Source organism: Mesorhizobium sp. LNHC221B00 (assembly GCF_000502935.1).
Lineage (GTDB): Bacteria > Pseudomonadota > Alphaproteobacteria > Rhizobiales > Rhizobiaceae > Mesorhizobium > Mesorhizobium opportunistum.
Genome location: NZ_AYWR01000002.1, coordinates 178,555 through 196,089 on the forward strand (window position 1 = coordinate 178,555; position 17,535 = coordinate 196,089).

Here is a 17,535-nt window from a genome sequence, read left to right on the forward strand (position 1 = left end):
TCGAACAGAGCCCCGAGAAACGCCCGGGCCTTCGGCCTGATCGCTGTGCGTGCTCGCAAAAGTCGATTCAAGGCGCAAGAGCCCGAGACTGAGCCCGGCACTGGCGCGCAGCTTCAAAGCGGATTTTCGGCGTAGAACTCCAGCACGCGCTGCTTGAAGGTCTTGTCCCCGACCGCCAGCATATGGTCCCTGCCCTCGATGTGAAAAGCCCTGGCGTTCGGCATCAGGGCGGCAAGCTCGTCCGGGGAACCGCCAATGTCGTCGGTGGTGCCGACGGCGATCAGCGTCGGTTGGGCGATGCGGGCAATATCGTCCTCGCTCAACAGCTCCCGCGATTTGACGATGCAGGCGGCAAGCGCCCGGCGGTCGCTGCGGGTCTGGTCGGCGAAGGCGCGGAAGGAACGGCCGCGCGGATGCGTGGTCGTGGCCGGATCGTCGGCAAGAAGGGCCGCGGCGATCGGATCCCAGTCGCCGACACCGTCGATCATGCCGATGCCGAGGCCGCCGAAGATCAGCGTCGCCACCTTGCCCGGATCGGACAGCGCCAGGAACGCCGCGATACGCGCGCCCATCGAATAACCCATCACGTGCGCACGTCCGATGCCGAGATGATCCAGCAGGGCGGCCGCGTCGGAGGCCATGGCGTCGGGCGTGTAGTCTGCCTCCTGATAGCTTTTGGACGACGAGCCGTGGCCGCGATTGTCGAAGGCGATGGCGCGGTAACCGGCATCGTTGAGCGTCTTGAACCAGCCGGGCGACACCCAATTGACATAATGGCTCGAAGCGAAGCCGTGGATCATCAGCACGGGATCGCCCTCGCCCGATGCCGGCTGGCGGTCGAGGAAGGCAAGATCGAACCCGTCATGTGAAAAATACTGCATCAGCGATCCCGCCTGCGTATTCAACCGCCGCCGCTGGGCGCATCGCCCTTGTCGGCCGGCGGCATGCCAAGCCCCGATGCGGTGCCGATCGCCGGATGGCGCAAAAGATCGCCGTCCGCGATACCGTCCCGGGCGGCCGTGCCGGCCTTGAGTTCGAGCACGAAGCGGACCGGCTCGCCGGGCGACACGATCGCCTCGGATTGCGGCTCGCCTTCCTCGATCGCCCGGATCCTGCCGTCCTGGCCGACAAAGATCAGGTCGAGCGGCATCGGCGTGTTCTTCATCCAGAAATTGACCTCGCGGGTCTCATCGAAGACGAACAGCATGCCGTGATCGTCGGCCATGTCCTCGCGGAACATCAGGCCGGCCTCCCGCTCTGCCTCGTTATCGGCGACTTCGATCGAAAAGGAGCGTTCGCCGCTTTTCGTGACCGCGACCAGCGGTGTCGGATCGACAGGAAGGACCATCGCCCGGCCTTCGGCCGCGCTGGGTACCTGAAAATAGAAGAAAGCGCCTGCGGCGATGATGACGGCAGCAACGGCGCAGATCACGCCCGCCGTCAGCCAGTTCCTATGAGCCATTCGAAATCCTCGGCCGGGTCGCCCTAATGCGAGGCCGGCAAGGTACCCATATCGGGGTGAATTTCGGCGGCCATAAGGCCTTTGTCACCGCGGCCGAAACGGACCAGCACGACCTGTCCGGGCCGAAGCTCGGTGATGCCGTAGCGGCGCAAGGTCTCCATATGGACGAAAATGTCCTCGGTACCCTCGCCGCGGGTCAGGAAGCCAAATCCCTTGGTGCGGTTGAACCATTTGACCAAGGCACGTTCGAGCCCGCTCTCCGGCGTCACCGAGACATGGGTGCGTTGCTCCTGCATTTCCGCGGGATGGACGGCGGTGGTGACATCCATGGACAGCACGCGGAAGGCCTGCAGGCCGCGCTCGCCCTGCTTGACAAGGCAGACCACGCGCGCGCCTTCCAGGGCTGTCTGGAAGCCGTCCCGTCGAAGACATGTCACATGGAGGAGGATATCGCCCGAGATACCGTCATCCGGAAGGATGAACCCGTACCCCTTGGCCACATCGAACCACTTGATGGCGCCGGCTATTTCGACGAGATCGGCGGCATCGCCGCCTTCGTCGCGCGTCAAGGCGTCGCCAAGGGTATCGGCCCGCCCCGTCAAAGAGGCCTTTTCCCCCATAAGAATGCCCCCTCTTTTCAAGAACACCGCAACTGATTCTTGATACCAGATTAACACCGGCGCTTCCCGTGTGTGCAAGACCTGACGTGCCTTTTTTCACGGTTCATTGCGGGAATACCGTATTTGTTCTTTGCCGGCATCTCCGCGGCCCGACGATTGCCCTTTGAGCGACCCGACCCTATGTTGCGCCGCAACCCAACAAATCGAGGAAAACACATGCGCTATCTGCACACCATGGTCCGCGTCGCCGATGTCGATGCCTCGCTCGATTTCTACTGCAACAAGCTCGGCCTGAAGGAAGTGCGCCGCTATGAAAACGAGCAGGGCCGCTACACGCTGATCTTCCTCGCCGCGCCGGAAGACGAGCAAAGCGGCATCAACGAGAAGGCACCGCTGGTCGAACTCACCTACAATTGGGATTCGGAAGACTACAAGGGCGGCCGCAATTTCGGCCACCTCGCCTATGAGGTCGACGACATCTATGCCACCTGCCAGCGGCTGATGGACAGCGGCGTCACCATCAACCGGCCACCGCGTGACGGCAACATGGCCTTCGTCAGGTCACCCGACGGCATTTCCATCGAGCTTTTGCAGAAAGGTCCGGCCAAGGCCAAGGCCGAGCCCTGGGCTTCGATGGCGAACACCGGAAGCTGGTAAGCTTCCATCCGTGCCGGACGAATATTGCCCGGCCTCTGGCGTTCGGCAACACAGTGCCTATCTGTCCGATGTCGCGCCGGCTTTGAGAACGCCGGCGTCTTGTCATGCCAATGGGCGTCCGCCCGCGGAGAATTCAGTCATGCCGTCCAGCCATGCCGACGTCGCCACCGAACATGCCAGCCGCTATTTGCAGCAATTGTGCAAGCACTGGGCGCACAAATTCCCGGTCGAGTTCGATCCCACCCATGGCACGATCGATCTCTCGCTCGGCCGCACCACCATGGATGCCGATGCAAGTGCGCTGCACATCGCGGTATCGACTGACGAAGCAGGTTCGCTCGAGCGCCTGGAAAGCGTCGTTGCCGACCACATCAAGCGCTTTGCCTTCCGCGAAGAGCTGAGCTTCGACTGGAAGCGGGCTCCGGCCGCGTAATCCTATTTTTTGCCGGTCTGCCCGGCCATCTCCAGCAGCGCCAGCACCGAGCGCCAGTTGCGCGCGGTGCAGGGCACCTTCAGAACGCGCGGAATGAGGTTGGCAAATACTGATTTGCCGAGCCCGTCCGGCGCGCTGAGGTAGAGCACATCTCCCTTGACTTCGAAGCGCTCGGGGTCGGTGCACTTTTCGGTGAGCCGCGCCACCTCTTCGGCGGTCGGCTCGCGCTCCAGCGCATAGGCATGGAGCTTGGTGTGGTCAGCGGCCGCTTCCGGATAGGGATTTTCGTTCACCAGCCGTTCGAACCAGGAGAGATCGCGCACCATGATGCGCGAATGAAAACCCCATTTCTTCTCGAAGGCCGCCTCGATCTGCTTTGCCAGCGTGGCGGCATCGCCCTTCCTGACCCGGAACACGGCATTGCCGCTCTGCACATAGGTGGCGACGTCGGAAAAGCCGAGATCCTCGAAGAACGTCCGCAACTCCGCCATCTTGACGATGCGGTTGCCGCCGACATTGATCCCGGAAAACAGGGCGACGAAGGTTTTTGCGCTCATATGATGAACCCCGCCAACGTCTCGTTGTCGGTGATGTCCTGATACTGGACGCCCTCGGCCTCGAAATTCGCCTTCAGCAGATCGAAATTACGGCGATCCTTGGTTTCGATGCCGATCAGAACCGAGCCGAAATTGCGCGCGGACTTCTTCAGATATTCGAAGCGCGCGATGTCGTCGTCCGGACCCAGCAGTTCGAGGAAGTCGCGCAGCGCGCCCGGCCGCTGCGGAAAGCGGATGATGAAGTATTTTTTCAGTCCCTCGAAGCGCAGCGCCCGCTCCTTGACATCCGGCAGCCGCTCGAAATCGAAATTGCCGCCCGAGACGATCGCGACAATGGTCTTGCCCCGGATCTCCTTCCTGGAAAAGTCCTTCAGCGCATCGATAGCCAGCGCGCCGGCCGGCTCCAGCACGACGCCTTCGACATTGAGCATTTCGATCATGGTGGCGCAGAGCCGGTTTTCCGGGATGAGCCGCACCGTGTCGGCGGCGAACTCCTTGAGATGCCGCAGCGGTTCGCGGCCGATCTCGGCGACCGCCGCGCCGTCGACGAAGTTGTCGACCTTGGCGAGCTTCAGCCGTTTTCCCGCCGCAAGGCTCTCGCGCAGGCTGGGCGCCCCGGCCGGCTCGCAGAAGACGAACCGCGCGTCCCGACCCTGATCGGCGAAGTAATGCGTCACCCCGGCAGCCAGGCCCCCGCCGCCGACCGGCAGCATGACGATGTCGGGCATGCGCGCGCCCGGCATCTGGTCCGCGATCTCATAGGCGACCGTCGCCTGTCCCTCGATGATGTCCTTGTGATCGAAGGGCGGCACCATGTGGGCGCCGGAGCTTTCGGTGAATTCGAATGCGGCGCGGTAGCAGTCGTCGAAGAAATCGCCGACCAGCCTGATCTCGACGAAGTCGCCGCCGAACAGCCTGGTCTTGTCGATCTTCTGCTGCGGCGTGGTCACCGGCATGAACACCACGCCCTTCCTGCCGAAATGGCGGCAGACGAACGCGAAGCCCTGCGCATGATTGCCCGCGGAAGCGCAGACGAACAGTTCGGCCTGGTTGCCGGCGGCAAGCGCCTTGCGGAAGAAGTTGAAAGCGCCACGGATCTTGTAGGACCGCACGGGGCTCAGATCCTCGCGCTTCAGCAGCACCCGCGCGCCGGTCTTTTTCGACAGATAGTCATTCTCCTGCAGCGGCGTCCCCGGAAAAATCTGACGGATCGCGGCAGCAGCGGTGGCGACGCGTGAGGAAAAGCTGGTCATGGCAAGATCATCCCGGACCGCCCGCAGGCGAGTTAGACACAACCCTATTGCACATCCGGCAGGGCAAGACCATTGTCCGATTGGCCTCGCGCCGGCGCAAACACATTCCTGCCATAATTGCAGTCACTTGAAAGCGTTTGTTGATGTCCTCTGCAAACGGTGTGAGCGCGCATCGTCGGTGCCGCTCGCGGCATCCGGCCGAGGCTCCGGGTGCTGGCCTTGCGCGGCGTTCCAGCCGTCCCGCCGCCGCGTTGGCTTTCGCGCAACAGTCGGAGGGCCGTCGCCGGACGCCGATGAGATTTCGGCTGGACACGACTTACTTCCGCCGCACTTTGGCCTGCTGGGGAGATATCGCGGAGGGTGGACGGCCCCTGTTTGGGCCCGGTGGAATTTTGACGTGGAATTTTGACGTGCATTTGAAGACGATTTGTATTCTTGCGCTTGCCTTGCTGGTTACGGGCTGCGGTGGCCGCCAAACCGAGGAACTGCTCGGTAGCGCGGTCATGGCCGTACCGGTGACGGAAATCGCCGGCAACCACTCGATCTTCATTGCCACGACGCGCAAGAAATCCGATGATCCAAACAAGGTCTTCGATGGCGAACGCTCGGCGACGCTGAACTACGCGCGCGTCAACGTCACCGTGCCAGGCGTCCACCAGACCGGCCAGATCGAGCGGCGCTCGCGCGGCAAATCGAACGATCCGACCAAGTATTTCATGGCCTCCGAGGTCGTCGGCTACGACACCCAGCCGAAATTCTCCAGTGCGCTCAACGCCGACATCGCCGCGCGTGGCGGCCGCGTCATGGTCTTCGTCCATGGCTACAACACCGGCTTCGACGATGCCGTCTACCGCCTGACCCAGATCGTCCATGATTCCGGTTATCCCGGCACGCCCGTGCTGTTCTCCTGGGCCTCGGGCGCCAAGACCACCGACTATGTCTACGACAAGGAAAGTGCCAGTGCCGCCCGCGACCAGCTCGAAGTGACCTTGCGCATGCTGCAGCAGTCCGGCGCACGGCGCATCGACATTGTCGCGCATTCGATGGGAACCTGGGTGACCATGGAAACGCTGCGCCAGATGGCCATCAGCGGCGACCGCGACCTCGGCGGCAAGCTCGGCGACGTTGTGCTTGCCTCGCCCGACATCGATGTCGACGTGTTCAAGAGCCAGATGCGCCGCTACGGCAAGCCGGACAAGCCGTTCATCCTGCTGTTGTCGGACGACGACCGGGCGCTCAGGCTCTCCGGCCTGATCGCCGGTGCGCGGCCACGCGTCGGCGACTACAAGGACGCCGCCGATCTTGCCTCCTATGGCGTGACGGTGGTCGATCTCTCCAAGGTCAAGGGCAGCGACAGCTTCAACCACACGAAATTCGCCGACAATCCGGCCCTGGTGAAGATGATCGGCCAGCGGCTGCGCGAGGATGACGGCTTTGCCAGCGACCGCGACGTGACCGACCGCATCAGCCTGCTTGGACAATAGATGCGGCGCAGCGGATTTCGCCGTGCCCGTTCACCATTGCCGAGCCATCAATCCACTTTGAACTGGACCGCGCCGGCCTCTGGCCTTATCGGGATAGTCAGCGACGTCATGCGTCTGACGTCCCCCTCAACGGGAGCCGGCGTGTGACTGTGCGTTTGAAGGGTTTGCTCGTCGTCGCATTTGCGCTCGCCATCGCCGGCTGCGCCGGCCCTACGCATGACCTCCTCAACAAGACCACCGTCGCCGCGCCAGCTTCGGACATCGCGGCTACGCATGAGATTTTCGTTGCAACGACGCGCCAGAGGGCAACGAAAGATCCGCGGCAGGTGTTCGACGGTGATCGTTCTCTGACCACCAGCTACGCCCGTGTCGACGTTACGGTCCCGAAAAGCCATCAGGTCGGCGCCATCGAGCGGGTTAAGGGGTCGGCCAACAGCAATCCGGCGAAGGATTTCACCGCCAAAAACGTCACCTACTATGAGGGCGCTCCGCAATTCGCCAAAGCGGTCGGCTCCGACATCGCCGTGCGCGGCGATCGCGCGCTGGTTTTCGTGCATGGCTTCAACAACGGCTTCGACGACGGCATCTACCGGCTGACGCAGATCGCCCACGACACGAAATATCCGGGCACGCCAGTGCTGTTTTCCTGGGCCTCGAGCGCCAAGACCACGGGCTATATCTACGACAAGGACAGCTCAACCGCCGCCCGTGACGATCTCGAGGCGACGCTCAGGATGCTCGCCAAGACGCGGGTCAAGAGCATCGACATCATCGCGCATTCGATGGGAACCTGGCTGACGATGGAGGCGCTGCGCCAGCTCGCCATCACCCGCGACCGCGATCTCGGCGGCAAGCTCGGTTACGTCATCCTCGCCTCACCGGACATCGATGTCGACGTGTTCAAGAAGCAGATGATCCGTTACGGCAAGCCCGACAAGCCGTTTGCCGTGCTGCTTTCAGGCGATGACCGGGCGCTCAAACTGTCTTCATTCATCTCCGGCGACAAACCGCGTGTCGGCGACTACGGCAACGCGGCCGATCTCGCCAGCTATGGTGTGTCCGTCGTCGACCTGACCAAGACCAAGGGCGGCGACGGAGGCCTCAACCACGCGAAATTTGCCGACAACCCGTTCCTGGTGCAATTGCTCGGTGACCGGCTGCGTACGCCGGCTGGCCTAGCTGCCGATGAGAACCCCGCCCAGCTTGCCAATATCGGCCAAGGCCTGGGCAAGGCCGTCGGCTCCGCCGCCGAAGTCATCATCACGACACCGTTCAAGGTGCTGACCATCGCTACCGGCGGTTAAGCAGGCCACCGGCGGCTGATCTAGACAAAAAGATCGACCTTCTGGAACGTCGTGACGTCGATCAGGCCGACGTCGGAGATCCTGAGCTCCGGAATGACGACCAGCGCCAGCAACGAGTGCTGCATGTAGGCGTTGTTCAGGGAACAGCCCATCTTGCGCATCGCCTCGGTCAGCTTGTCCGCCTTGGCGGCGACGATCTCGGCCCGCTCGTCCGACATCAGGCCGGCGATCGGCATTTCGACCAGCGCCAGTTCCTTGCCCTTGGAGAACAGCACGACCCCGCCGCCGACCTCGCCCAGCCGGTTGACCGCCAGCGCCATGTCCTGCTTGTTGGTGCCGACGCAGATGATGTGGTGGGCGTCATGCGCCACGCTGGAAGCCATGGCGCAGTCACCCATATAGCCGAAGCCGGAGACGAAGGCATTGGTGACGCCGCCGGTGCCCCTGTGCCGCTCGACCAGCGCGATCTGGCAGATGTCGTTGCGGCGATCCATGGCGACCAGCCCGTCCTCGACTGGAAGATCGGCCTCCAGCGCCCGCGTCGGCGCCTGGTTCTCGATGACGCCAATGACCCGCACCCGCACCTCGTTGGCGCCCTTGGGCGCCGTAATGTCGAAATCGCCGGCCTTCAGCTTCTTGCCCAACTTGACGGTGTTCTTCGCCGTCTTCGGATAGTCATAGGCGGGAATGTCGATGTCGAGCTTGCCGCCCTTGGCCAGCCTGACGCCGCGCGCATAGACCTCGTCGATGGTCATCGCGGCGAGATCGGAGACGATCAGCAGGTCGCCCAATCGCCCTGGCGCGATCGAGCCGATCTCGCGTTCCAGCCTGAAATGCTGGGCGGTGTTGATCGTCGCCATCTGGATCGCCGTCACCGGCTTCAGCCCCTGGCTGATGGCGTGGCGCACCACCCGGTCCATGTGGCCTTCGTGGACCAGCGTGCCGGAATGGCTGTCGTCTGTGCACAGTATGAAATTGCGCGGGTCGATGCCGCTCTCCGTCACCGCCTTGATCTGCGAGGCGACATCGTACCAGGCCGAGCCCAGCCGCAGCATCGCCTTCATGCCCTGGCGCACGCGGGCGATGGCGTCCTCGGCGCGCGTGCCCTCGTGGTCGTCCTCCGGGCCGCCGGCGACATAGCCGTGGAACGGCAGGCCGAGATCGCGCGAGGCATAATGCCCGCCCACCGTCTTCCCCGCCTTCACGGTCGCGGCGATCTCGCCCGACATCACAGGGTCGTTGGCCGCCACACCAGGGAAATTCATCACTTCGCCGAGCCCGATGATGTTTTCCCAGCTCATCGCCTCCGCCACATCGGCGACCGTCAGCTCGGCGCCGGCATGTTCGAGCCCCGGCGCCGAGGGCACGCAGGACGGCATCTGGACATGCACGTTGACAGGCATGGCCACCGCCTCGTCATGCATCAGCCGCACGCCGGGCAGGCCCAGCACATTGGCGATCTCGTGCGGGTCGATGAACATCGAGGTGGTGCCATGCGGGATGACGGCGCGGCAAAACTCGGTCACCGTCACCATGCCGCTCTCGACATGCATGTGCGCATCGCAGAGCCCGGGCACCAGATAGCGCCCGCCGGCGTCGACCACCTTGGTGCCCTGGCCGATCGCGTGGCTGGCATTCGGTCCGCAATAGGCGAAGCGGCCGCCGGCAATCGCGATGTCGGTGCCGGCAATGATCTCGCCGGAGTGAACATTTACCCAGCGGCCGTTGCGGATGACGAGATCGGCGGGCTTGCGACCCATGGCGACGTCGACGAGATGAGTCGCCATCTCGGTCCAGGGCCTGGGTTTCGTCGCATGCGCCGCCGGCTTCTTTGCCATGAAGGAACTCCTGTTTGCGCGACTGTGCCAAGCCTGCCTGGTTTTGACCAGCGCCAAACCGCGGATAGGGTAAGGCCTACGCAGCCTTCACGACGGCTATCGCGCCCACCGGCCAAAATCCATTCCGCGAGGCGATGGAGTTCGCCGGTCGCGGGCTTCGGCTTGCCACCGGAGGGGTGCGGCAGGCGGCATAGGAAATCTGATTCCGTTTTGCGGCAAATCAGGTTACGTTGCCTGCAAGGATTTTTCTTGCTCTTCGTCCGGGGAGTTCGATGTACCGCCTTATCGTCGCAAGTGCCGGTCTTCTTGCAGCCCTGTCCGTGCCGGCTTTGGCAGCCGACCCGGCAGTCGACGTGCCGATGACCGCGCCCGGCTTCGACTGGACCGGCTACTATGCCGGTATGCAGGCGGGTTATGGCTGGGGCCAATCCGATATCTCCGGAACCGACGGCGGACCGTTTTCCGTCTCGCCCGACATCGACGGCGGCTTCGTCGGCGGCCACGTCGCCGGGCTGTGGCAATTCGACCAGGCGGTGATCGGCGCCGAGGCCGACCTCAACTATTCCTCCGTCGACGGGACGGCCGACCTAGGCGCGGGAAACACGTTCGGTACCGACGTCAAGTGGTTCGGGTCGGTCAATGCAAAGGCCGGCTATGCCATGGACCGCGTGCTTGTCTATGGCATAGGCGGCGTCGCCTTCGCCGGCATCGAAACCTCGCAAGCCGCGGGCGCCGCCTTCTCCGAAAAACGTACGAATGTCGGCTGGACCGTGGGCGCCGGCGTCGACTATGCGTTGACCGACAAATTCGTCGTCGGCGCGCAGTATCGCTACTACGATTTCGGCTCGGAGCACTTTGATGGATCCAACGGCTTCACCGACCGCGACCAAGATACGAAGCTGAACACCGTCGGCGTCAATCTGAGCTACAAGTTCTGAACATTGCCAATATCGGTCGGCGAACGACCGATATGGCGTGATTGGCAATTGCGATGAGAGGGGCGGCCGGCGCCCCCAGTGGGCGGGGGAATGGGTTGGGCCTGGTAGACGCCGGCCTCGGTGGATCAAGTCCGCCGTGCAAACACCCTACGCATTGCGCGCGGCGCGCTAAATTCCGCGATCACACCAGTATCGTTACGCCCCTTCCTCTGGGATGAGCGGCGTTCGGACTGCCAAGAACACGACTTGACGGCCTGCGTCTGGCGTCTGAAAAGGGCTGGCCTGCGGACGTGGCGGAATTGGTAGACGCAAGGGACTTAAAAACTAGCCGATGCAACCTCAACAAAATCAAACACATAGCAATTTTGCATTTCACAAAAACTGCTGTTTGGTTGCGTCGGCGATTTCAGCTATCCTTAGTTGAACGTTCAACTCTTTGTTTTTGCTGATTTGTTTAGCTGCATGGATGCGACCATCCCACACAAGCGACTATTGCGTCACGCAAGGGTCAATGTGGGAGATTTTGTGGGAAATGGTGCGGGCGGCGGGACTTGAACCCGCACGGCCTAGGCCTCCGGATTTTAAGTCCGGTGTGTATACCAATTTCACCACGCCCGCAGACGGCTACAGGTAGGCTGGTCGTCGCAGAAAGGCAATTCCGTCAGACCATTCCTTCACCTTCAATCACCGATGCTTTTATACGCCGACCTAAGTCGCTCCTGAACAGCCCGGTCACCAAAGGCGTATGCAATAAATGACGAAGCCATTACGCATCGGTACGGATAATTGAGGAAGTCTTCTAAAGTGGCATCGTAGGGTCGCATCCCAGGTTCGATCCGGAGATGAAATTCTTTTCCGTCGTAGGCATCCATGATGTGCTGCGAGTGGCCATGGATGTATCCTGAGTAGGTCTTAAAGATTGCGCTATCGACTTTTTTTGCGGTCGAAGGGTCTGTCGGTGAGATAACCCGAGCGTTGTAAGCTTGTATCTTGTCGCGGCGAACCATCCCCCGCTTCTGGCTTGATTTCATCGGCTCGCCGGGAACATCAAACTCCTCCTCCCAAAAGTAGCGCAGATACTCATCGTGAATGTCTTCCTTGGGGTGTCCGAGGAGTGGTGCGGCCATGAACAGGATGTCGTCGTTCGCTTCATCAAGAAGCCTCTTCAGCGCACCGCATTCCATGACCTTGCCGAGAGATAAAAGAACGCGAGCAGCATCTAGATTGCTGATAAGGCGAAAGAGCTTGAGCAGAAGGGCTTGCTGAATTGTTTGCTCCTTATACCTCCATGAAAATCCTTTCGGATGTTCGACTTCTTGAGGTGCAGGCACGCTTTTACGGAGCAGTTCGAAAGCCGACATCATCTCGCCTACTGCGAAGTCGGTGAGGGAGTTTGCGTCGCCCATTTTACCCATAGGACACCCCAAGAGGCTGGAATGCCCCAGTGTTGTAGATGTAGTTTCACGAAAAATTGGAAAGCGGTAGGTGCGTCTCCCACATGTGGGAAATCGTGTGGGAGATTGGTCCGAAATCCCCACCCACGTGAGATTTTTTGTTAGGTGCTGACGCCGCAAGCCCTTGCAGCGCAGGGGGTACTTGGCAACGCAGGAAACTTAAAATCCCTCGATCTCTGATCGTACGGGTTCGATTCCCGTCGTCCGCACCATAACGTCGGCCGTTTTCTCTTGTACATACCGACCCCAGCAGCGTTTGTTGGGATGGCTTTCGTTACCGGGTTTGCATCTGCAGTCATCGTTCTGCTTGTCGTGCTGCTTTTCACCCATGCAGCCCGGGACCTCCAAAGCTCGCCCAGTTATCATCGGCTATGTCGTCGGCTGCGCCGCGAGGCATAGCGCCGCCCGTCTATCGGCGTTACCGCAGTTAGCGACGGAAGTTCGTACTCTGGCCTAATGCATGAATGTTGCACCTAATTAGCAGTAACGCATGTTCTTATAGGCTGGGGCTCTCGACTTTCCCGGCATGGCCCGGCTGTTCTCTCCCCGAAGGAAAAGCAGCCGGGCCGCTTAACAGGCATTAGACCGGGGGACCAAGGTCCAGCTTGTGACAGTCCTCCAGTAGGCGCAATGTCACTGACGAACCCGACGGCCAAGGGCCTGGATCGCGATAGTGGCGGCTCAGGCCCTTCGTCTTTCAAGCGCGATATTTGGGAAATAGAAAACCTCTGCCCCACTTCACAGCAGCGCCAGAAGCTCCCTGCTCCCATTAGAATCCGCCGCAAAAACGCCCGCTTACCTAGCGGTTGCCGAACGTGTTTTCCTCGAAGACAGCTGAGAGGTCGATCTCGTCATGAAACGGAGCGTCAGGATCGAGTGCGAGCCAAGACGCATGAGATCGAAGCTCCCTGAGACGGGCATTCTTGGCGAGACGGGCTTCGCGTTCAGCCTCGAACGGCAGAGTAGCCTTTTCACCAGGGCCCATATGCACTCTCGATTGGCGCCATATCCCTGTTTGAACGCTCGCGCCTGAATTAGGTTGCTTCCGAGCCAGCCGGCGCCATCGGGTTCAGCTTCAGATGCTGGATCAGAATAATCGTCTTGGCATCGATGATGCGGCCATCGGCAATGCAGGCCAGCGCTTCGTCGAGCGGCATTTCCAGGACTTCGATGTCCTCGCCTTCTTCGTCCGCGCCGCCGCCCGCCGAGATGCGATCGGCGGGTGAATAGCGGGCGATGAAGAACCAGAGCCGCTCGGTGACGCTGCCGGGGCTCATATACGGCGAAAACAGCCGCTCGATATCCTTCAGCCGGTAACCGAGCTCTTCCTCGGCCTCCTTGCGGATGGCGGTCTCGGGATCGTTTTCGTCGAGCAGGCCGGCGCAGGCCTCGATCAGCGGTTCACGGTGGCCGGTGACGTAGGCCGGATAGCGGAACTGGCGCACTAGGAGCACGGTCGAACGCTGAGGGTCGTAGGGCAGGATCACCGCGCCGTCGCCGCGATCATAGGTCTGGCGGATCTGCGTCTCCCACTGCCCGTCGCGGCGGCGATAGTCGAGCACGGTCTTCTTCAGGACCGCCCAGTCGTCGGACAGAACCTCTTCCGAGCGGATGCGAACGCGATCTTGCATGGGATACCTCGGTGCTTGCTGGCGGATGCAGGCGTAGCCGCGAACCGGCTCCGGCGCAATCGGACCAGCGATTGGTCCAGTGCGCTTCACTCTCTCGTGTGTGGTATGGAAGAGATCCGCTGCCTAAATAGCGCATTCCCCTCCCCGGAGTTTTCTTCATGACGACATCGCTTTTCCAGCCTATCACGCTCGACGGGCTGACCTTCCCCAACCGCATCGCCGTGGCGCCGATGTGCCAGTATTCCGCCGAGGATGGATCGGCCAGCGACTGGCATCTCTACCACTGGATGAACCTTGCCATGTCCGGCGCCGGCATGGTCACGGTGGAGATGACCGATGTCGAGCGGCGCGGGCGCATCACCCATGGCTGCCTCGGCCTCTATTCCGAGGACAATGAAGCCGCCGCGCGGCGGACGCTGGACGCCGCCAGGCGGGTGGCCGCCCCCGGCACGAAATTCGGCACGCAGCTTGCCCATGCCGGCCGCAAGGCCTCGAACCGCAAGCCCTGGGAGGGTGGCGGCCCGCTGCAGCCAGACGAGGATCCCTGGCAGACCGTCTCGGCCTCGGCCATCGCCTACGACAGCGGGTGGAACGTGCCGCACGCCCTGGAGGACGAGGAGATCCTGCAACTCATCGAGCGGTTCGCCGAGGCCGCGAGGCGGGCCGAACGCGCCGGCTTCGACTTCATCGAGCTGCACGCCGCGCATGGCTACCTGATCTTCCAGTTCCTGTCGCCGCTGTCCAACCAGCGCACGGACCGCTGGGGCGGCTCGCTGGAAAACCGGATGCGTCTTGTCGTGGAAATCGCCAGGGCGGTGAGGCGAGCGGTGCCGAAGCTGATGCTCGGCACACGGCTGTCGGTGAAGGACTGGGTCGATGGCGGCTTCGACGTCGAGGACGCGATCGAGGTGGCGAAAGCCCTGAAGGCCGAGGGTGTCGCTTATCTCTGCTGCTCCAGCGGCGGCAATTCGCCATTGCAGAAATTGCCCAGCGGCCCCGGCTACCAGGTGCACCTGGCGGAAGCCGTGCGCAGGGGCGCCGGCATCCCGACCCGCGCGGTCGGCCTGATCGACGATCCGAAGCAGGCCGAGACAATTATCGCCGAGGGCCGCGCCGACATGGTGGCGCTGGCGCGCGCCTTCCTCGCCGACCCGCGCTGGGGATGGCGTGCGGCCGCCACGTTCAGCGAAAAGATCCATCCGGCGCCGCAGCTCGCCCGCTCGGTGACGACGATGGAACACTGGATGAAGGCGGCGAGCTGACTGGCCCGTTTTCCTGAAACCGGCGCTCTCCTGCCCGCGATACTGGGCAGTTCGCCCGCTTCAATTCCGGCCGCAACCTGTTACGTTGGGTAAGGCCGCGGCGGGCGCGGCCGGGCTTGGGGAGAACATCATGTCGATGAGGGCATTCTTGCCGGCAGCAGCGTTCGTGGCTGTGGCCGGGCTTTGGCTTAACGCGTCGACGCCGGCCGGCGCGCAATATTGCGAAGGTACTGTGCACGGCCTGTCCGGCCGCTACAATCTGGCGACGGGCAGCGGTTTTCTCGCCGTGCGGACGCGGCCAAACTCGTCGTCGCGGATGATCGGGCAGCTGTTCAATGGCGATCACACCGAGATCTTCGATCGGCGCGGCAATTGGTACCGGGTCGAAATCGGCGGCACGACCGGATGGGCGAACGCGCGCTGGCTGCGCAACGATTGCGGCTACTGAGGTGGCCGCGCATGTCGCCCAAAACTGGATCCGGTTTTGGGACACGCATCACACGAAGACTGAAGCGCGTCGCAAGCGCGACGCGACTTTTGGGCGCAGGCTGAAGGCCATTTTTGCAACCAAATTGGCTGCTTTGCGTTGCGGCCATGATGGACAACAAACCTTTTGAAACGCCCGTCGTGGTCGAGTTGGGCCATGTCGGCAAATACCGGCAAATCCGCAGCGCCCAGGAGGCGGCGGAATGCCTGATGACGGTGTGGCCGCTCAATCGCGGCCCGCGCCATCGTGATGCCCTCGACACTTGCCTCAAAGTGCTGGAAGGTTATCGTTCGACAGCGGATGCGCGTCGAGCACTGATCGAGGCCGCAAGGGAATCGGAAGTGCTGGTGCCAGACGACAGACTGTCCGACGACCGGCTGCATTGAGCAGGCGGACTTTCAACCGGAGATTTTCATGGCGAAGCTGACTTACAAGATCGTCGAACATGACGGCGGCTGGGCTTACAAGGTCGGCGCTACTTTCTCGGAGACGTTTCCCACGCATCAGGACGCGTTGCGCGCAGCCGAAATCGCTTCAGCCGAGCAACAGGTGGCGGGCTCCACCGACGGCATCCAGTATGAGGATGCCGAAGGCAAATGGCACGAGGAACTGGCTGATGGCCGCGATCGGCCGCAGACCGAGGTCTCCGACTGATTTCGCAGACTATTGATATGCAACCTTAAGCCTGATCGCCTGATCGTCGCGCGCCGGCCGCGGACGTAAGGAGAGAAAAACGTCCCGCGGCCAGCACGGGGCCCCGGCTGGCTATTTGCCGCAGTACTGGTCGTTGATGTTGCCCTGGGCATTGGCATCTGGACCAGGGGTATTGAAGGCGCAGGGTCCAGTGTTGCCGTAGGTGTTCAGCCCGGAACCGTCCGCATTGATGCTTCCGGTCGTGGTCCGGTCAACGCTCGAGGAGTCTTCGTTGCCCCAGAGCCAGTTGTGGTGAAGCCAATCTTGTTCGTTGGAATAGGTGCCGTCCGACGACTGCGCCATGGCAGATGTGGCGAGACCGATCGTCAGAACGGACGCTGCGAGAAGTTTCTTGTACATTGGATCACTCCGTTTCGTCTTTGTCGCCTTGGGTGCGACACTCGGCAAACCGGTCATCCGCCGAATGGTTCCTTGAATTCCTTGTGAAGCGGCGGTGAAGTTGCATCACGAAATGCGTGAGCGGCCATGCGTTGGATGAAGGCCGCGACCCGTTCCGGTTCGACGAATTGGGGCATGTGGCCGACGCCGTCGACGGGTTCGAAGTCGAGCCCTTCGATCTTGCCTTGCATCGGCTCGCCATGGATGCCGATGTCGATGACGCCATCGGCGGTTCCGAAAAGGATGCCGGCGGGCATGGCGATCTCACCATAGCGTTGCTCGATGCGGCCGAGATCGCGTTCGATGGCCACGACATCGGCGGATGTTGCCTGGAAATGGGCTGGCCGCAGCCCGAGCCAGCCGCCGCCGTCGACCATGTAGTCTGCTGGAAAAGCCTGCGGGGCGAAGATGAATTTCATGGTCGGCCGCGCATATCGCAGGCTCGTCGGTATCGCGACCGTGTAGGCCATGATCCAGCGCCGGAGTGGTGATGGAATATTGAGCAAGCCGGAGTTCTCGCGCATGCCGGCTTGCATATGGGTCAACGGCGCCAGCAAGGCGATGCCCGAAATCGCCTCGGGATGTTCCACTGCCAGTGTCAGCGTGATGGCGCCGCCCAGCGAATGGCCTACCACCAGCGGCTTCTCCAAGCCCAGCGTTTCGATGAAACGCCGCACGAGCTCTGCCTGTTCGGGCAACCGGCCCGTCGCGCCGCGCGCCCGAACCGAATAGCCCGATCCCGGACGATCGAGCGCGATCAGCCGGTAGCCCGGGCCGAAATGTCCGAACAGCGTGTGACGGAAGTGGTGGAGTTGAGCGCCAAGCCCGTGCAGGAAGACGATCGGCTGTCCATCGCCGACATCGACATAGTGAATGCGGTTGCCGTCGATCTCGATGAATTTTCCGACCGGCGGCACCAGCCTTTCGGCCTTGGCCGCGATCCACAATGTCGCCAGCACAAGGCAGCCGATGGCGAGGATCGCCAGCAGCAGCAGAACGGCCAGCAGCCACGACAGTATCGACAGGAGCATCGTTCACCCGGATCAGACGAGGTCAGCTTAGC

General features: G+C 62.2%; 19 protein-coding genes and 1 tRNA gene. 9 read left to right on the top strand and 11 right to left on the bottom strand.

The genetic code is table 11. The features are described 5' to 3' along the window. Window positions 1-113: 113 nt before the first annotated feature. Genes X741_RS162910 through X741_RS0133850 form a run of 3 tightly spaced genes read right to left on the bottom strand, consistent with a single transcriptional unit; the run spans window position 114 to window position 2,082 of the window. Window positions 114-881 (bottom strand): alpha/beta hydrolase, encoded by a 768-nt coding sequence (locus X741_RS162910; RefSeq protein ID WP_023776217.1) that lies wholly within the window; start codon window positions 879-881, stop codon window positions 114-116. A 20-nt stretch (window positions 882-901) separates the two neighbouring features. Next, complete coding sequence (locus tag X741_RS162905; RefSeq protein ID WP_023776218.1) at window positions 902-1,462, bottom strand: DUF192 domain-containing protein; 561 nt, start codon at window positions 1,460-1,462, stop codon at window positions 902-904. Window positions 1,463-1,485: 23 nt separating this feature from the next. Continuing rightward, entirely contained in the window at window positions 1,486-2,082 is a 597-nt protein-coding gene (locus tag X741_RS0133850; RefSeq protein WP_031249706.1) for a cold-shock protein, read from the bottom strand. 216 nt (window positions 2,083-2,298) lie between these two features. Between X741_RS0133850 and gloA the strand changes: the two genes are divergently transcribed. Further along, window positions 2,299-2,739, top strand: coding sequence for a lactoylglutathione lyase (gloA, locus tag X741_RS162900; protein WP_023764274.1), 441 nt, complete (start codon window positions 2,299-2,301; stop codon window positions 2,737-2,739). A gap of 139 nt (window positions 2,740-2,878) precedes the next feature. Next, complete coding sequence (locus X741_RS162895) at window positions 2,879-3,172, top strand: DUF2218 domain-containing protein (protein WP_013895789.1); 294 nt, start codon at window positions 2,879-2,881, stop codon at window positions 3,170-3,172. 2 nt (window positions 3,173-3,174) lie between these two features. Here X741_RS162895 and X741_RS162890 read toward each other — a convergent pair whose 3' ends face one another. Both X741_RS162890 and ilvA read right to left on the bottom strand, forming a co-directional pair. Beyond that, window positions 3,175-3,729 (bottom strand): DUF1697 domain-containing protein, encoded by a 555-nt coding sequence (locus tag X741_RS162890; protein WP_023776219.1) that lies wholly within the window; start codon window positions 3,727-3,729, stop codon window positions 3,175-3,177. Continuing rightward, window positions 3,726-4,982 carry a threonine ammonia-lyase IlvA gene (gene ilvA / locus X741_RS162885; protein WP_023776220.1) on the bottom strand — a complete coding sequence of 419 codons (1,257 nt, stop codon included), beginning with the start codon at window positions 4,980-4,982 and terminating at the stop codon, window positions 3,726-3,728. Before ilvA ends, X741_RS162890 begins: the two co-directional genes overlap by 4 nt. A 410-nt stretch (window positions 4,983-5,392) precedes the next feature. Here ilvA and X741_RS162880 point away from each other — a divergent pair, with 410 nt between their 5' ends. Together X741_RS162880 and X741_RS162875 are read left to right on the top strand one after the other, a co-directional pair. After that, complete coding sequence (locus X741_RS162880; RefSeq protein WP_023776221.1) at window positions 5,393-6,466, top strand: alpha/beta hydrolase; 1,074 nt, start codon at window positions 5,393-5,395, stop codon at window positions 6,464-6,466. Between the two features lie 143 nt (window positions 6,467-6,609). Next, window positions 6,610-7,770 (top strand): alpha/beta hydrolase, encoded by a 1,161-nt coding sequence (locus X741_RS162875; protein ID WP_023776222.1) that lies wholly within the window; start codon window positions 6,610-6,612, stop codon window positions 7,768-7,770. Between the two features lie 20 nt (window positions 7,771-7,790). On the opposite strand, the gene ade is transcribed toward X741_RS162875, so the two are convergent. Beyond that, window positions 7,791-9,608, bottom strand: a complete 1,818-nt coding sequence (ade, locus tag X741_RS162870) for an adenine deaminase (protein ID WP_023776223.1) — start codon at window positions 9,606-9,608, stop codon at window positions 7,791-7,793. 272 nt (window positions 9,609-9,880) lie between these two features. On the opposite strand from ade, the gene X741_RS162865 reads away from it, so the two are divergent. Then, window positions 9,881-10,546 carry an outer membrane protein gene (locus X741_RS162865; RefSeq protein WP_023776224.1) on the top strand — a complete coding sequence of 222 codons (666 nt, stop codon included), beginning with the start codon at window positions 9,881-9,883 and terminating at the stop codon, window positions 10,544-10,546. Between the two features lie 533 nt (window positions 10,547-11,079). Here X741_RS162865 and X741_RS162860 read toward each other — a convergent pair. The 3 genes from X741_RS162860 to X741_RS162850 all read right to left on the bottom strand — a co-directional run bounded on the left by X741_RS162860 (window position 11,080) and on the right by X741_RS162850 (window position 13,631). Next, window positions 11,080-11,164: transfer RNA gene (locus tag X741_RS162860), tRNA-Leu, on the bottom strand. 62 nt (window positions 11,165-11,226) lie between these two features. Beyond that, entirely contained in the window at window positions 11,227-11,961 is a 735-nt protein-coding gene (locus tag X741_RS162855) for a hypothetical protein (protein ID WP_023776225.1), read from the bottom strand. A 1,073-nt stretch (window positions 11,962-13,034) separates the two neighbouring features. Then, window positions 13,035-13,631, bottom strand: coding sequence for an NUDIX domain-containing protein (locus tag X741_RS162850; protein WP_023776226.1), 597 nt, complete (start codon window positions 13,629-13,631; stop codon window positions 13,035-13,037). 158 nt (window positions 13,632-13,789) lie between these two features. On the opposite strand from X741_RS162850, the gene X741_RS162845 reads away from it, so the two are divergent. The 4 genes from X741_RS162845 to X741_RS162830 all read left to right on the top strand — a co-directional run bounded on the left by X741_RS162845 (window position 13,790) and on the right by X741_RS162830 (window position 16,034). Further along, entirely contained in the window at window positions 13,790-14,893 is a 1,104-nt protein-coding gene (locus X741_RS162845; protein ID WP_023776227.1) for an NADH:flavin oxidoreductase/NADH oxidase, read from the top strand. Between the two features lie 85 nt (window positions 14,894-14,978). Further along, window positions 14,979-15,341: an SH3 domain-containing protein gene (locus tag X741_RS162840; RefSeq protein WP_245272636.1), complete on the top strand. Its 363-nt coding sequence runs from the start codon at window positions 14,979-14,981 to the stop codon at window positions 15,339-15,341. A gap of 146 nt (window positions 15,342-15,487) precedes the next feature. Next, a complete protein-coding gene (locus tag X741_RS162835) occupies window positions 15,488-15,766 on the top strand; it encodes a DUF982 domain-containing protein (protein ID WP_013895801.1) in 279 nt (92 codons plus the stop codon). 28 nt (window positions 15,767-15,794) lie between these two features. Further along, window positions 15,795-16,034, top strand: coding sequence for a DUF2188 domain-containing protein (locus X741_RS162830; RefSeq protein ID WP_013895802.1), 240 nt, complete (start codon window positions 15,795-15,797; stop codon window positions 16,032-16,034). Between the two features lie 111 nt (window positions 16,035-16,145). On the opposite strand, the gene X741_RS162825 is transcribed toward X741_RS162830, so the two are convergent. Both X741_RS162825 and X741_RS162820 read right to left on the bottom strand, forming a co-directional pair. Beyond that, the gene (locus X741_RS162825; protein WP_023776229.1) at window positions 16,146-16,433 is read right to left on the bottom strand and encodes a hypothetical protein; all 288 of its coding nucleotides are present in this window, start codon (window positions 16,431-16,433) and stop codon (window positions 16,146-16,148) included. A 53-nt stretch (window positions 16,434-16,486) separates the two neighbouring features. After that, window positions 16,487-17,503, bottom strand: coding sequence for an alpha/beta fold hydrolase (locus X741_RS162820; protein WP_023776230.1), 1,017 nt, complete (start codon window positions 17,501-17,503; stop codon window positions 16,487-16,489). Window positions 17,504-17,535 lie beyond the last annotated feature (32 nt).